We start from the raw sequence: 14218 nt of genomic DNA, 5'->3' as shown, positions 1-14218 counted from the left end.
AGGTGCTAATCACCCGGCGTGGCGTGCATGATCCGGCCCGTACGCCCGAAAGAGGGGCCGGTCAGGTCGCCCCGTCGGCCAGTTCGGCCACGCCGGTGATCCGGTGCAGCGGATAGGTGCGCACCTCGTCCGCCGTATGGTCGTACGCCGTGACGAAGCCGCCCTCGACCCGGATCGGGGCGACGACGCGCTGGCTGGCGGCGCCCTCGGCGTTCACGTAGCCGATCCACAGCGCCTCGCCGGTCAGGACGGCCGCCTGCATGGTGGCGAGGGTCTCGGCGGCGCCGGTGCGGGGCAGCTCACCCGCGGCCGGGCCACCGCCCCCGGCGGCACCCGGGCCGGGCTTGCGCGGGGCCGTCGAGGCCAGGTCACCGGCCCGGACGGCGCGGATCGCCGCCGTCAGGAGGGTGTCGTCGGGGACCGGCGGGCCGTCCGGGACCGGCTCCGGTGCCGTACGCGGCGGCGTGCGGTGGGCGTCGGCGCGGGCGATGAGCACATCACCCGCGGCGGACTCCGCGGCCGGCGCGAACCCCATCGCCCGCAGCCCCTCCAGCAGCGCCGCCGGGTCGGCCTGCGCGGCCAGCACGGTCGGCGCGAGCCGGCGCAGGCCGAGGCCGGCCGCCCGCTTGTCGGCGAGGATCTCGTCCAGGGTCGTGTCGTCGTCGCAGCGCACGTACGCCGAGGCCGCGCCCACCCGCAGCCGCCCGTGCCGCCGGGCCACGTCGTCGATCAGGTACGTGAGCGGCTGCGGCACCGGCGTGCGGGAGTGCCGGGCGAGGACGGCGTGCAGGTCGGCGGCGGTCCGCCCGGCGTCCAGCGCACGGCGCACCGAGCCCGGCGTGAACCGGTACACGGTCGCGCCCCCCTTGGACTCCACGTCCGCGAGCACCCCCAGCAGGTCGGCCAGCGGACGCTCCAGGGGCCCCGGCGCCACCGCCGTCAGGTCGGCCTGGAGCAGCACGTGGTCCAGCGGTTCGGGGAAGAGCGGTGCGAGGAGCCGGGCGGCGGACGCGGTGGCGGCGGCCTGTTCGGCGGGGGTCGGGGGAGTCGTGGAGGGGAGCGCGCGGTGGTGGACGGGGAGCTTGTCGCCGGGGCCCTCGGGCTCCCCGGTCGGCGGTGCCGGACGCAACGGCTCGGGCGCCCCGATCAGGGCACGCCCCGGCGCGGCCAGCGCACCGCGCCCGGTGACACCCAGCAGCTCGGCCTCGGACAGCGTCCACCGGGCCAGCCTGCTGCGCAGGTCCTCCTCCCGAGGCTCCCGAGGCTCCCGAGGCTCCCGTTGCTCCCGCTGGGGTCCACGCGGCGGGCGTTCCCAGCGCAGCCGCGCCAGCACCGACTCCTCGGTGGGCGAGGCGCCCTCGGGCAGCCCCGCGAGCAGCCCCAGCACCCGGCGCCGTACCTCCGGAGCCGCCGAACGGTCCAGGTTGGGCCCCAGCGCCGAGAGCGTGCGGTCCTTCGCGTCCCGCCCGCCGACCACCCCCGGCGTGCGGGTGGCCGTCAGCCACGCCTCGGCGAGCCTCGCCCAGCGCTCGGCGGTGGGCAGCTCCCGCCACTCGTCGCCGGCCGGCGTCGCCGCGTACCGCTCGTCGGCCTCGCCGTCGGAGGCGATCAGCCCGGCCCCGTAGGCCAGTTCGACCCAGAAGGCGGCCACCGGCTCGGGCACGTCCAGGGCGACGGCCGTCCGTTTGAGGTCCCGCACGCTCAGCCCGCCGGCCCGCAGCACCGCAGGGCCGCCCTCGTCCCACTCCTTGAGCAGCTCCTCGACGGTCGCCAGCGCCGCCAGGGCCTGCCCGGCCGCGGTGGCGTCCACCACCTGCGGACGGTGTGCGGCCGCGGCCTCCACCGGCGGCGGCACCGGCTCGGGCGCACGGTGCGCCCGGCCCCCGCGCAGGTGCAGGGCGACCTCGCGGGGCAGGACGACCGTGCCCGGCGCGGTCGGCAGCAGCAGGCCGCGGTCCAGCAGCGCGCGCAGGTGCGCCGCGGGGTCGTGGGTGACCTGCCCGTACGGCGGGCCCCACACCAGCCGGGCCAGCACCTGACGGGACTCCTCGGGCAGGCCGGCGAGGAGGGCCTCCATGCGCGGCCGGTCGGTGAACAGCGCACCGAGCGCGGACACCGCCGACACGGAGTCGTGGGTCGAGGGCAGGCCGGCGGCGGCGAGCAGCTCCTGCATCCGGCCCGGCGACATCCCCGCCGTCGCCTCCCGCACGGAGGGGCCGAGCCCCGTCGGCGAAGGGTGCTGCGGGGAGGGCGCGAGCAGCTCGCGGGCGGTGCGCACCAGCCGCAGCCGGTCGTCGGCGCCCCACACCAGGGCCTGTTCGCGCAGCAGGGCCAGGGACCGGGGGAGGGCGGCGGCGACGGCCGGGTCGGCCGCGACCGCCGGGTCCCCGGCCATGAGCCGCAGCAGTTCGCCGTACGGCGCCGGGTCCGCCGCAACGGCCAGCGCCTCCGCCGTCTGCAGGGTGAACCGGTCCAGCCGCTCCAGCGCCCGTACGACCGAGGCACGGGTGCCGGCGCGGGTGGCGAGCTGCGTGAGGTCCGTGGGCACGGGGGTGACGAGGTCGGGGCGGCTGCGCAGGAGGGCGGCCAGCGAGACGTCGTCCCTGACGCGGAGCGCCTCCGCGAGGGACCGGGGGGCCGCGGACTTCTCCTCGGTGCTCATCCGGCCCACGGTAGCGGGTGGGTACGACGCCGGGGCGGCGCGTGCGCCGGTGACGTGCGCGGTGGTGTCCGCCGTGCGCCGGAGGATTCGGTACCTTCGTCCGGCGGGACACCACAACACACCGCCCCGGAGGGGTTCGTGGGGATCGAGAGCGACCAGGTCGTCTACGAGTATCTGAGCCGCGTCGGCGACGTGGCCCAGCAACGGCAGCTGCCGTCGGCCACCCGCATGCGGCTGGTCGCCGAGTTGCGCAACGAGATCGACCGGCACCGGGCGAAGACCACCGTCGACAGTCCCGCCGCCGTCCGCCGCATCCTGGACCGGCTGGGCAGCCCCGACGACATCGTCGACGCGGCGGACGGCACGAACGGTGTCCCGCGGCCGTCGGTGCCGCAGCCCGCCGCCGTGCCCGTGCAGCGGGAGGGCGGGCCGCGGAAGGCGGAGCGGCTCAAGGGCCTGCGGCGCGCCGCCGCGACGCGCCCCCGGCCCACCGCCCCCGGGACGGAACCCCCTCCCGCGCCGGCTCCCTCTCCGCCGCACCTGGCGAGCGCCCACGAGCTGGGGGAGAGCGGCGCCGTACGGCAGGACTGGTGGCGGGTGGACGACGGCCCCTTCGTGGGCGTCGGCGACAGCGTGCCGGGGTTCGTCGGCGGTGTGGAGATCCCGGAGCTGCTCAAGCCGCCGCCGAAGGACAAGGGCGAGACGGAGAAGGCGCCCCCGGCTCCCGGGGAGACGGCCGGCAAGCCGGCCGCAGCGGTGGTCGAGGGGAGCGCGGAGCCGGTCACCGGGAAGCCGGGCGGGGCCGCGCGCCGCCGCCTGCGCCGCCTGTGGCCGGAGGGCGGCTGGAACAACCCCCTGCTGCTGCTCGCCGCGGCCCTGCTCGTCGCCGGTGCCGTCCTGGGCAGCCTCGTCCCGCTGGGCCTGGGCTGGCTGATCGCCTACCTCTCCCGCCGTCTCACCCCCGCCCAGTCGAAGTGGGCGGTACTGGGTCTGCCCGGCACGGTGGCCGCCGCCGGCGTGGTGTGGCTGTGGGGCCGTACGGAGGGCCGCTGGGGCGACCCGATCGCCGAGGGCCACATGAACGCCGCCGTCGCCGACACCTGGCCCTGGGTCCTGCGCACCGCCGCCGTCGCCACCGCCCTCTACCTCCTCTGGCGCTCCCGCCGCCCCGGCGGCTGACCCGCCGGGCCGCCGGCACGAGCCCGCGCCACGCAAGCCGCGCCCGGCCGCCCGCGCCTCGGCCGTTCGCGCCCGGCCGCCTGCGCCTCGGCCGTTCGCGCCCGGCCGCCTGCGCCTCGGCCGTTCGCGCCCGGCCGCCTGCGCCTCGGCCGTTCGCGCCCGGCCGCCTGCGCCTCGGCCGTTCGCGCCCGGCCGCCTGCGCCTCGGCCGTTCGCGCCCGGCCGCCTGCGCCTCGGCCGTTCGCGCCCGGCCGCCTGCGCCTCGGCCGTTCGCGCCCGCCCGCCCGCGCCTCGGCCGTTCGCGCCCGCCCGCCTGCGCCTCGGCCGTTCGCGCCCAGCCGCCCGCGCCCGGCCGCCCGCACCCCGGCCGTTCGCGCCCGGCCGCCCGCGCCCCGGCCGTTCGCGCCCCGGCCGTTCGCGCCCGCCCGCCCGCCCGCGCCTCGGCCGTTCGCGCCCGCCCGCCCGCGCCTCGGCCGTTCGCGCCCGCCCGCCTGCGCCTCGGCCGTTCGCGCCCGCCCGCCTGCGCCTCGGCCGTTCGCGCCCAGCCGCCCGCGCCCGGCCGCCCGCACCCCGGCCGTTCGCGCCCGGCCGCCCGCGCCCCGGCCGTTCGCGCCGTGGTCGGGCGCGCCCCAGCCGGACGCCCGCGTGCCGTCCATCGGCCGCATGCCGCCCATCGGTCGCCCGCGTCCCGCCCGCCCGTTCCCCGGTCGGCCACCCGCATGCCGCCCAGCCCCACCGCTCGCCCGGCCGCCCGCGCACCGCTCGCCCGGCCGGTCCCTTCGGGGCTCCCGGCACAATGGGCACCATGGCCTCCACGACCCGCACCGCGCCCACCGTCGGTTTCGATCTCGACATGACGCTGATCGACTCGCGCCCCGGCATCCGCGCCTGCTACCTGGCGCTCACCGAGCGGACGGGGACCCACGTCGACGCCGACCTCGCCGTCACGCGGCTCGGGCCGCCGCTGGAGGAGGAGCTGGCCCACTGGTTCCCGGCCGAGGAGATCGCGGCCACCGCCGACCTGTACCGCGAGATGTACCCGACGTACGCCGTCACCGCCACGCCCGCGCTGCCCGGCGCCCGGGAGGCGATCGAGGCGGTGCGGGCGGGCGGCGGACGGGCGATCGTCGTCACCGCCAAGTACGAGCCGAACGCCAAACTGCACCTGGCGCACCTCGGCATCGAGCCGGACGCCGTGATCGGCGGCCTGTGGGCCGAGCAGAAAGCCGTGGCGCTGCGCGAGCACGGCGCGGACGTGTACGTCGGCGACCACCTCGGCGACGTACGCGGCGCGCGCACCGCCGGCGCCCACGCCGTGGCCGTGGCCAGCGGTCCGTACAGCGCCGGGGAACTCCGCGCGGCCGGCGCCGACGTCGTCCTCGCCGACCTGACGGAGTTCCCGCGATGGCTCGCGGGCTACCGCGAGGGCGACGCCGACGGGCCGGCCGCGGCGCGCGCCTGACGCCGCCCCGCGGCGATGGACCGGAACACCCCCGCGCCGGCGATCAGGAAGCCCACGCCCATCAGCATGCTCAGTCCGAACATGTAGGTGGGAAAGGGCGTCGTCCCGAGCAGCAACGGGGCCACCGTGACCAGTGTGGCCACGGTGCCGATGAAAAAGACGATCGCACCGGCGCGGATCAGTCGGTCACCGGGCTCGGCGGAATTCGTTCGGGTTTTGTCACGCACCCGACCAGGGTAGTTCCCAGGCCTGGAGAACGACCGGGGGACGTCTTGTCACCGGCCCGAAGACCATTAGCCTGGGTACCGGCGGGTCAGGACGACCCGCCCAAGTGCTATCAAGAGCCGTTTCCGAGCAGTTTTCCGACGAGTACGAGGACGAGGACAGACGTGCCTACCGGCAAGGTCAAGTGGTTCAACAGTGAGAAGGGCTTCGGCTTCCTCTCCCGCGACGACGGCGGTGACGTCTTCGTCCATTCCTCGGTCCTCCCCGCCGGAGTCGAGGCGCTGAAGCCGGGGCAGCGCGTGGAGTTCGGCGTGGTCGCCGGACAGCGCGGTGACCAGGCCCTGTCCCTGACCCTGCTGGACCCGGCACCCTCGGTCGCGGCCGCGCAGCGCAAGAAGCCCGACGAACTGGCCTCCATCGTCCAGGACCTGACGACCCTCCTGGAGAACATCACGCCGATGCTGGAGCGGGGCCGCTACCCCGAGAAGACCGCCGGCAAGAAGATCGCCGGCCTGCTCCGCGCGGTGGCCGACCAGTTGGACGTCTGACCCCTCACCGCCCGACCGCACCCCACATCTCACGCCTCACGCCTCACGGAAACGCCAGCGCGTCCGGGCCGAGGGCCGGTACCAGTCCCTCGGCCGCCGCGCGCGTCAGCAGCCCCCGGACCGCCGCGTACCCGTCCTCGCCGAGGTCGGCCGTGAACTCGTTGACGTACAGCCCGATGTGCTGGTCGGCGACGGCCGGGTCCATCTCCTGGGCGTGCGCCATGACGTAGGGCCGGGAGACCTCCGGGTCGTCCCAGGCCGCGCGCACGGAGGCACGGACCGCTCCGGCCAGGCGCGTCAGCGTCTCCTCGCCCAGCGACCGCTTCGCGATGATCGCGCCGAGCGGGATCGGCAGCCCCGTGGTCCGCTCCCAGTGCTCGCCCATGTCGGCGAGCTGGTGCAGCCCGTAGTTCCGGTACGTGAAGCGCGCCTCGTGGATCACGAGTCCCGCGTCGGCCTTCCCGTCCCGCACGGCCGGCATGATCTCGTGGAACGGCATCACGACGATCCGCCCCACCCCGCCGGGCAGGGTGTCCGCCGCCCACAGCCGGAACAGCAGGTACGCCGTCGACGTCTCGCTCGGCACCGCCACCGTACGGCCCCGCAGGTCCGCACCGGCCTCCCGGGTCAGCACCAGCGGCCCGCAGCCCCGGCCCAGCGCGCCGCCGCAGGGCAGCAGGGCGTACGCGTCGAGGACGTACGGCAGCACGGCGTACGACACCTTCAGCACGTCGGACTCGCCGCGCTCGGCCATGCCGTTGGTGAGGTCGATGTCCGCGAACGTCACGTCGAGGGCGGGCGCGCCGGGGACGCGGCCGTGCGCGAGGGCGTCGAAGACGAAGGTGTCGTTCGGGCAGGGGGAGTACGCGATCTGCAGGGGCTCAGCGGTCATGTGGGTTCCAACGCGTGAGGACGGGTGCGAGCTTCCCGAAGGCGTCCGTCAGTGCCGTGAGCGCGTCGCCGACGCGCCAGGCGGCCCGGTCGCGCGGGCCGACCGGGTTGGAGACCGCGCGCAGTTCCAGCACGGGCACTCCGTGCGCGGCGGCCGCTTCGGCGACGCCGAAGCCCTCCATGGCCTCGGCCAGGGCCCGCGGGTGGCGGGCGCGCAGCCAGGCGGCCCGGTCGGCGGTGCCGGTGACGGTGGACGCGGTCAGGACGGTGCCGGCGCGGGCCCCGGTCGCGGTGGCGACGGCGCGGACGAGGCCGGCGGGCGGGTGGTGGGTGACGGTGCCGAAGCCGAGGTCGGTGACCGGCAGGAAGCCGTCGGCCGTTTCGGCGCCCAGGTCGGCCGCGGTGATCGCGTCGGCGACGACGAGCGAGCCGACCGGCGCCCGGGGTGCGAAGCCGCCGCCGATACCGGCCGAGACGACCAGGTCGTAGGGCGCGGACTCGAGGGCCGCGGCGGTCAGGGCGGCGGCGGTCGAGGCGGCGGCGAGAGCGGGGCCGACACCGGCGGCCAGCAGGTCCCAGCCGTCCGGGAGCCGGTGCAGGACCGTGCCGGGCCGGGGCACCTCCACGGCCGCTCCGGGCCCCGTGCCCGGGAACGCCCGGGCCACCGCGTCCCGCTCGGCGGGGACCGCGGTGGCCACGAGGACGTGCACGGAGGACGTGGTCAGTCGTCCTTCTTCAGCTTGAAGGACCACAGACCGGTGGCCGCCTCGCTGCCCGCCTTGCCGTCGCCGGCCTTGATGCTGACGAGCGTCGAGTCGCCCTGGGCGCCGTACTGGGCGTTGAAGAACACGCTGCCCGGCACCGTGCGGTAGGTGTTGTCCGTGTCGTCCGTGAGCTGCTGACCGTTCATCAGGATCGTCCAGCGCCGGTCGGCGACCTCCGGGTCCACACCGAAGCGCACCGTGGCGTCGGGGTCGACCGTGATCGAGTCGACGTCGTCGTCCTGCAGGCACTTCTGGATCTCGGCGGTCTCCAGGACCTTGTCCTCACCGCCGCAGGTGGCCTCGGAGCTGACCGAGTCGCTCCCCACCGTGACCGTCGACATCGGGGTCGGCTGGTCACAGGCGGACAGCAGAAGCAGTCCAGCGGATACGGCGCCTGCGGCGGCGACGGCGCGGCGGCGTCGCACTACGGATTGCAACGTGGTCATGGGCGAAGGCTATACGGCGCTCGCGGCCCGCTCCCCACCTGGGTACGGCGTGGCGTGGTCACGCCACCCTCGGCCGGGCCGGTCCCCCGTTCCGGGCCGAGTCGACCAGGCCCCGTACGGTCGACAGCCACCCGGCGGCGATGATCGCCGCGGCGACCGACAGGCCCAGCGTGCCGTTCAGCGGCAGCACGATCCCGACCGCCCCGCCGAGCACCCAGGAGACCTGGAGCAGCGTCTCGGAGCGCGCGAACGCCGAGGTGCGGACCTGCTCGGGCACGTCCCGCTGGATCAGCGCGTCCAGGGACAGCTTGGCCAGCGCCTGCGCGAACCCCGCGACCGCGGCCAGGCACGCCACCAGGACGGTGCTGAAGAAGACCGCGGCCGTGACCGCCGTACCCAGCACCACCGCGACGACCGTCACGATGATGACCTCCGGCGCCCGCGACCGCAGCCACGCCCCGACCGCCGTGCCCAGCGCGTTGCCCGCGCCGGCCGCGACGCCCACGATCCCCAGCGACACGGCCGCGCTCTGTCCGGACAGCGGGTGCACGCGCAGCAGGAAGGCCAGGAAGAAGATCAGGAAACCGGTCAGGCACCGGATGGCGGCGTTGGCGGCCAGCGCGTGCGTCACCGCCGGGCCCACCGTGCGCAGTCCGGGACGCTTGACCGGCCTGCGGTGCGGGCCGTGCAGATGCCGCTCGTCCGCGGCGAGCAGCGCCCGGTCCTCGCCCCGCGCCGAGTCCACCTTCGGCGGCAGCGTGAACGACAGCACGGTCCCCGCGATGAAGATCACGAAAGCCCCGTACAGCGGCCAGCGCGGCCCGACCTGCTGGAGCCCCGCCGCGATCGGCGCGGCGACGCCGGTGGCCAGCAGCCCGCACAGGGTGACCCGCGAGTTCGCCTTCACCAGGGAGAAACGGGGTGGCAGCAGCCGTGGCACCACCGCGCTTCTGACCACGCCGTACGCCTTCGAGGCGACCAGCACGCCGAGCGCGGCCGGATACATCTGGATGCTCCCGCTGACGACCGCGCCCGACAGCACCAGCGCGAGCAGCGCCCGGGCGGCCATCGCGGCGGCCATCGCCGCGCGGCGGCCGTGCGGCAGGCGGTCCAGCAGCGGGCCGATCACCGGCGCGAGCAGCGTGAACGGGGCCATGGTGATGGCGAGGTAGAGCGCGACCCGGCCGCGCGCCTCGTCGGTGGGGACCGAGAAGAAGACGGTGGAGGCCAGCGCGACGGTGATCATGACGTCGCCGGCGCCGTTCACCCCGTGCAGCTCGATCAGCTTGCCGAGGCCGGACTCACCGGCGCCGTGCGCGTGCGTCGCCCGGCGGATGCCGCGCGCGGTGCCGGTCACCGGCAGGCGCAGCACCCGGCCGATCGCACGGAACCGGGAGCCGGGGCCCCGCCCCCGGCTCCCGCCCTTGAACTCCGTCCGTGCGGCTGCCACCCCGTCATAGTGCCCCGAGAGCGGGGGCTATAGCGTGGATGACGGCACGGATGGCGGTGATCGAGTCGGGTGACACCACCGGGGAACGCGGTACCGTACCCCGCCGAAACTCCCGTCGGTGTAGGCCCAGCGCACATGAGCAGGTAGCGTGCCTAGCGCGCCGTGGCGAACGTTCTCGGCCGCGCGCCGTACGGCCATCCCGCAGAATGGATGACGTAGGTGTGCCCGAGCGCGATCGGGCGCGGACGTCGACGCGGTCCACAGGTCCGCTCCGTCCGCCCCTCGCAGGCAGCGGCGCACTCGTGAGACGGCGTATGGAGAGAAGCGATACCTGTGAGCGCAGCGACAACGCGAAGCCGCACCCCTGACCGTCTGTGCGCCGAGGCCGTCGACCTCGCCCGCGCCGCAGCCGAGGAGGCCGCCGCCCCCGGCGTCGTCGGCGAGCACGAAGGGCAGGTGTCGGAGGGCGACCGGGTCGTCACGCACTTCTTCGCCTGCAAGGAGTTCGGCTACCGCGGCTGGCGCTGGGCCGTGACCGTGGCCCGCGCCTCCCGCGCCAAGGTCGTCACGGTGAACGAGGCGGTGCTGCTGCCCGGCCCGGACGCCCTCCTCGCGCCCGAGTGGGTGCCGTGGAGCGAGCGGCTGCGCCCCGGAGACATGGGCCCCGGCGACCTCCTGCCCACCGACGCGGAGGACCTCCGGCTGGAGCCCGGCTGGACCGGCGAGGACGAGCCGCCGCCGAACTCGGCCGTCTCCCACGAGATGGCCGAGCTGGTGGAGGCCGAGGACGCCGAGGTCACCGCCGGGCCCCCGGCCGAGCTGACGACGGTCCCCGCCCGCGGCACCATCTCGGCGGTCGCCGAGGAACTGGGCCTGCGCCGCACCCGAGTGCTCTCCCGGTACGGGCTGCACGTCGCCGCCGACCGCTGGGAGGAGGGCTTCGGCCCGAAGACCGCGATGGCCCAGGCGGCCCCCGCGGCCTGCGTGAGCTGCGGCTTCCTCGCCCGCATCGGCGGCTCGCTGGGACAGGCCTTCGGCGTGTGCGCCAACGAGTTCTCCCCGGCCGACGGCCGGGTGGTGTCCCTGGCCTACGGGTGCGGCGGGCACTCCGAGGCGGCGGTGATGCCGAAACCGCCGCAGCCGGCCCCGCCGGTGATCGACGAGACGCGGGTCGACCCGTTCCCGCTGCGGCCGGCGGCGGACTCCGGTTCGGTGCCGGCGGCCGAGGACGAGGCCGCGGCGGAGCTGGGGCACTCGTAGGCCCGTCGCGCCTCGGCTGCGTCGTGGCGCGACGGCCCCGGGGGGGGGCGTGCCCCCGGACCCCTTCGGCCTCGACGGCCCGGGTCTCGGACGCCGGACGGGCCGGACCGCCCCGACCGGCGTCCGATCGGCGAGGGCGGGTGCTCGCGGTACCTTCATGGTCCGTCGATGAGGAGAGTCACCGTGAGCATGTTCGTGCGGCCTGCCGCCGAGGGCGCCGATCCGTTCGGTACGGCACGTCTGCGGCGCGGGGTGCTGGACGCCTGGGCGACGAGCCCCGCCCGGTTCCGTGAGGACGCCAACGCGGAGGAGGACCTCGTCCTCGGCGGCTACCGCGACCGGCTGGTCGTCGAACTCGCGCAGAACGCCGCCGACGCCGCCGCACGGGCCGGCGTGCCCGGCCGGCTCCGGCTCACCCTGCGCGAGGGCGTCCTCGTCGCCGCCAACACCGGCGCCCCGATGGACGCGGCCGGCGTCGAGTCGCTGTCCACCCTGCGCGCCTCCGCCAAGCGGGACGCCGGGGACGGTGCGGTCGGCCGGTTCGGCGTCGGCTTCGCCGCCGTCCTGGCCGTCACCGACGAGCCCGCCGTCGTCGGCCGGCACGGCGGGGTGCGCTGGTCCCTGGCCGAGGCCCGCGGGCTGGCCGCCGACACCGCCCGGCACGGCCCCGGCCTCGGAAACGAGATCCGGCGGCGCGACGGGCACGTCCCGCTGCTGCGTCTGCCGTTCCCCGCCGAGGGCAGCGCCCCCGGCCCGTACGACACGGCCGTCATCCTCCCGCTGCGCGACCCGGCCGCCGCCGACCTCGCCGAACGGCTCCTGCACGCCGTGGACGACGCCCTGCTCCTCGCCCTGCCGGGGCTGGAGGAGGTCGTGGTCGAGGTGGCGGACGACGTGCGTACGCTCTCCCGCCGCAGCGAGGGCCCCCTGACCGTCCTGGAGGACTCCCGCGAGGGCGTCACCCGCTGGCGTACGGCCGCCGCGCACGGGCCCCTCACCCCCGGCCTCCTCGCCGACCGGCCGGTGGAGGAGCGGCTGCGTCCGCACTGGTCCGTGACCTGGGCGGTGCCCGTGGACGCCGACGGCGGCCCGGCCCGCCCCCGCACCAGCCCCGTCGTGCACGCCCCGACCCCCAGTGACGAGCCGCTCGGCGTGCCCGCCCTGCTCATCGCGTCCTTCCCGCTGGACTCCACCCGGCGGCACGCCGCGAGCGGCCCGCTGACCGACTTCCTGACGGAGCGGGCGGCGGACGTCTACGCCGGGCTGCTCGCCGACTGGCGGCCGGTCACCGCCGGACTCATCGACCTGGTGCCCGGCCCGCTGGGCAGGGGCGAACTGGACGGTGCCCTGCGGCAGGCGATCCTCGGGCGGCTGCCGCGCACCTCCTTCCTGCCGCCCGCCGTCCCGCCGCCCGCCGTTCCGCCGCGCGAGGACGATCCCGGCCTGCCCGAGTCGCTGCGGCCCCGCGACGCCGAGGTGGTCGAGGGTGCGGGCGCCGACACCGTGCGGGTCCTCGCCGAGGTGCTGCCGACCCTGCTGCCCGCCGGCCTGGAGCGCCGCGCGGAGCTGCGCACGCTCGGTGTGGCCCGGGTGCCGCTGACCGACGCGATCGACCGGCTGGCCGGTCTGGAGAAGGCCCCCGGCTGGTGGCGGCGGTTCTACGACAGCCTCGCCGGCGTCGACCCCGAGCGGCTGTCCGGGCTCCCCGTGCCGCTCGCGGACGGCCGTACGGTCATCGGGCCCCGGCAGGTGCTGCTGCCCTCCGCGGACGCCTCCCTCGACCCGGAGGTTCTCACCCGCCTCGGCCTGAAGGTCGCCCACCCGGACGCCGCCCACGGGCTCCTGGAGAAGCTCGGTGCCCTCCCGGCCACCCCGCGGGCCGTGCTGACCACCCCGCAGGTCCGGGCCGCCGTCGCCGCGTCCCTGGACGACGAGGGCGGTTCGAACTGGGAGGAGGACGCCCTCGACGCCGACGAACTGGCCGACACCGTCCTCGGCCTGGTACGCGACGCCGGACTCGAACCCGGCGACGAGCCCTGGCTCGGCGCGCTCGCCCTCCCCGACGAGGACGGCGAACTCTCCCCGGCCGGCGAACTCGTTCACCCCGGCGGCCCCTTCGCCCGGGTCATGCGCGCGGACGAACTCGCCGCCGTGGACGCCGAGCTGGCCGAGAGGTGGGGGCCGGAGCCGCTGGCGGCCTGCGGCGTGCTCGTCACCTTCGCCCTCGTCCGCGCCACCGACGTCGTCCTCGACCCGGACGAACTGGAGCCCCGCGAGGGCGACTTCGCCGAACCGGACGACGCGGGGCTGCTGGACGCCGTGGACGTGTGGAGCGAGGACGTCCTCGACCGCTTTCCGGACAGCCCCGTCCCGCCGGTCGCCACCGAGATCGTCGCCGTGCGCGACCTGGACCTCGTGGACGACGACCGGTGGCCCGAGGCCCTCGCCCTGCTGTCGCAGCCGCCGCTGCGCGACGCGCTCGTCCAGCCCGTGCGCGTCCTCCTGCCCGACGGCACGCACGAGATCGTCCGGCCGTACACCGCGTGGTGGCTGCGCGGGCACCCGGTACTCGGCGGGCGCCGCCCGGCGGGCCTGCGCGCGGCGGGCGGCGACCCGCTGCTGCGGGGCCTGTACGACGAGGCCGACGCCACCGGTTTCGAGGACGAGCAGGTGCTGCGGGCGCTGGGCGTACGCACGTCGGTCGCCGCCCTGCTCGACGAGCCCGGCGGCGCGGCCGAGCTGCTGGACCGTCTCGCCGACCCCGGCCGCCCGGTCACGGCCGCCCAACTCCACGCCCTGTACGGCGCGCTGGCCGAGCTGGACCCGGAGCAGGTGACCCTGCCGGACGAGGTGCGGGCCGTGGTCGACGGCCGGGTGGAGGTGGTGGACGCCGCCGACGCCGTGGTGGTGGACTCGCCGGACCTGCTGCCCTTCACGTCGGGTGTGCCGCTGCTGCCGGTGCGGCCGGCCCGGGCGGCCGAGCTGGCGGAGCTGTTCCAGGTGCGGCGGCTGAGCGAGTCGGTCACCGGCGCGGTGGACTCCGAGGGCGCCGAGCACGAGGTGCCGGAGGCGGTGCGGGCGCTGCTGGGGGCGCGGACCCCGGCGTCGTACGTGGAGCACGGGGAACTGGTCGTCGACGGTGTGGAGATCGACTGGCGGCTGACCGACGACGGCGTGCTGCACGCCGCGACCCTGGAGGGCGTCGCCGCCGGGCTCGCCTGGGCGGCCGGCCAGTGGCCGCGCCGCTTCGAGGTCGCGGCGCTGCTGGAGGACGGGACCCGCACCGAGGAACTGGCCCGGGACCGGTGGTTCGACTGATGAGCGAGTCGGAG

11 protein-coding genes are annotated in these 14218 nt (G+C 76.6%); 5 read left to right on the top strand and 6 right to left on the bottom strand.

All coding sequences use genetic code 11. The features are described 5' to 3' along the window. Positions 1 to 61: 61 nt before the first annotated feature. A complete protein-coding gene (locus ACVV2G_RS22470) occupies positions 62 to 2662 on the bottom strand; it encodes a helicase-associated domain-containing protein (RefSeq protein WP_453844541.1) in 2601 nt (866 codons plus the stop codon). A gap of 138 nt (positions 2663 to 2800) precedes the next feature. On the opposite strand from ACVV2G_RS22470, the gene ACVV2G_RS22465 reads away from it, so the two are divergent. Further along, positions 2801 to 3841, top strand: coding sequence for a hypothetical protein (locus ACVV2G_RS22465; protein WP_453844540.1), 1041 nt, complete (start codon positions 2801 to 2803; stop codon positions 3839 to 3841). Between the two features lie 804 nt (positions 3842 to 4645). Continuing rightward, positions 4646 to 5302, top strand: a complete 657-nt coding sequence (locus ACVV2G_RS22460; protein WP_453844539.1) for an HAD family hydrolase — start codon at positions 4646 to 4648, stop codon at positions 5300 to 5302. On the opposite strand, the gene ACVV2G_RS22455 is transcribed toward ACVV2G_RS22460, so the two are convergent. Next, on the bottom strand, positions 5257 to 5529 hold the full coding sequence (locus ACVV2G_RS22455; protein ID WP_453844538.1) for a hypothetical protein: 273 nt from the start codon (positions 5527 to 5529) through the stop codon (positions 5257 to 5259). The two genes, ACVV2G_RS22460 and ACVV2G_RS22455, sit on opposite strands and share 46 nt — an antisense overlap. A gap of 162 nt (positions 5530 to 5691) precedes the next feature. Here ACVV2G_RS22455 and ACVV2G_RS22450 point away from each other — a divergent pair, with 162 nt between their 5' ends. Then, positions 5692 to 6075: a cold-shock protein gene (locus tag ACVV2G_RS22450; RefSeq protein ID WP_053132946.1), complete on the top strand. Its 384-nt coding sequence runs from the start codon at positions 5692 to 5694 to the stop codon at positions 6073 to 6075. A gap of 43 nt (positions 6076 to 6118) precedes the next feature. Here the strand turns inward: ACVV2G_RS22450 and ACVV2G_RS22445 are convergent, their stop codons facing one another. From ACVV2G_RS22445 to ACVV2G_RS22430, 4 genes are read right to left on the bottom strand one after another with little or no spacing between them, the layout of a single operon-like run. Then, complete coding sequence (locus ACVV2G_RS22445; RefSeq protein ID WP_453844537.1) at positions 6119 to 6967, bottom strand: 1,4-dihydroxy-6-naphtoate synthase; 849 nt, start codon at positions 6965 to 6967, stop codon at positions 6119 to 6121. After that, the gene (locus ACVV2G_RS22440; protein WP_453844536.1) at positions 6957 to 7676 is read right to left on the bottom strand and encodes a futalosine hydrolase; all 720 of its coding nucleotides are present in this window, start codon (positions 7674 to 7676) and stop codon (positions 6957 to 6959) included. Before ACVV2G_RS22440 ends, ACVV2G_RS22445 begins: the two co-directional genes overlap by 11 nt. An 11-nt stretch (positions 7677 to 7687) precedes the next feature. Beyond that, on the bottom strand, positions 7688 to 8176 hold the full coding sequence (locus ACVV2G_RS22435) for a DUF2771 domain-containing protein (protein WP_453844535.1): 489 nt from the start codon (positions 8174 to 8176) through the stop codon (positions 7688 to 7690). Positions 8177 to 8234: 58 nt separating this feature from the next. Beyond that, a complete protein-coding gene (locus ACVV2G_RS22430) occupies positions 8235 to 9626 on the bottom strand; it encodes an MFS transporter (protein WP_453844534.1) in 1392 nt (463 codons plus the stop codon). A 333-nt stretch (positions 9627 to 9959) separates the two neighbouring features. Between ACVV2G_RS22430 and ACVV2G_RS22425 the strand changes: the two genes are divergently transcribed. Next, positions 9960 to 10886 carry a DUF3027 domain-containing protein gene (locus ACVV2G_RS22425; RefSeq protein ID WP_453844533.1) on the top strand — a complete coding sequence of 309 codons (927 nt, stop codon included), beginning with the start codon at positions 9960 to 9962 and terminating at the stop codon, positions 10884 to 10886. 183 nt (positions 10887 to 11069) lie between these two features. Further along, positions 11070 to 14204, top strand: coding sequence for a sacsin N-terminal ATP-binding-like domain-containing protein (locus ACVV2G_RS22420; RefSeq protein WP_453844532.1), 3135 nt, complete (start codon positions 11070 to 11072; stop codon positions 14202 to 14204). The last annotated feature ends 14 nt before the right edge of the window (positions 14205 to 14218 follow it).

The organism is Streptomyces sp. JK94 (assembly GCF_053613315.1).
The sequence above is the reverse complement of the archived record's forward strand: the minus strand, read 5'-3'. Positions and strand labels throughout refer to the sequence as shown.

Coding starts and splice junctions, on each gene's coding strand:
- ACVV2G_RS22435 (WP_453844535.1), bottom strand. CDS start 8,176: ATGACCACGTTGCAATCCGTAGTGCGACGCCGCCGCGCCGTCGCCGCC.
- ACVV2G_RS22460 (WP_453844539.1), top strand. CDS start 4,646: ATGGCCTCCACGACCCGCACCGCGCCCACCGTCGGTTTCGATCTCGAC.
- ACVV2G_RS22470 (WP_453844541.1), bottom strand. CDS start 2,662: ATGAGCACCGAGGAGAAGTCCGCGGCCCCCCGGTCCCTCGCGGAGGCG.
- ACVV2G_RS22445 (WP_453844537.1), bottom strand. CDS start 6,967: ATGACCGCTGAGCCCCTGCAGATCGCGTACTCCCCCTGCCCGAACGAC.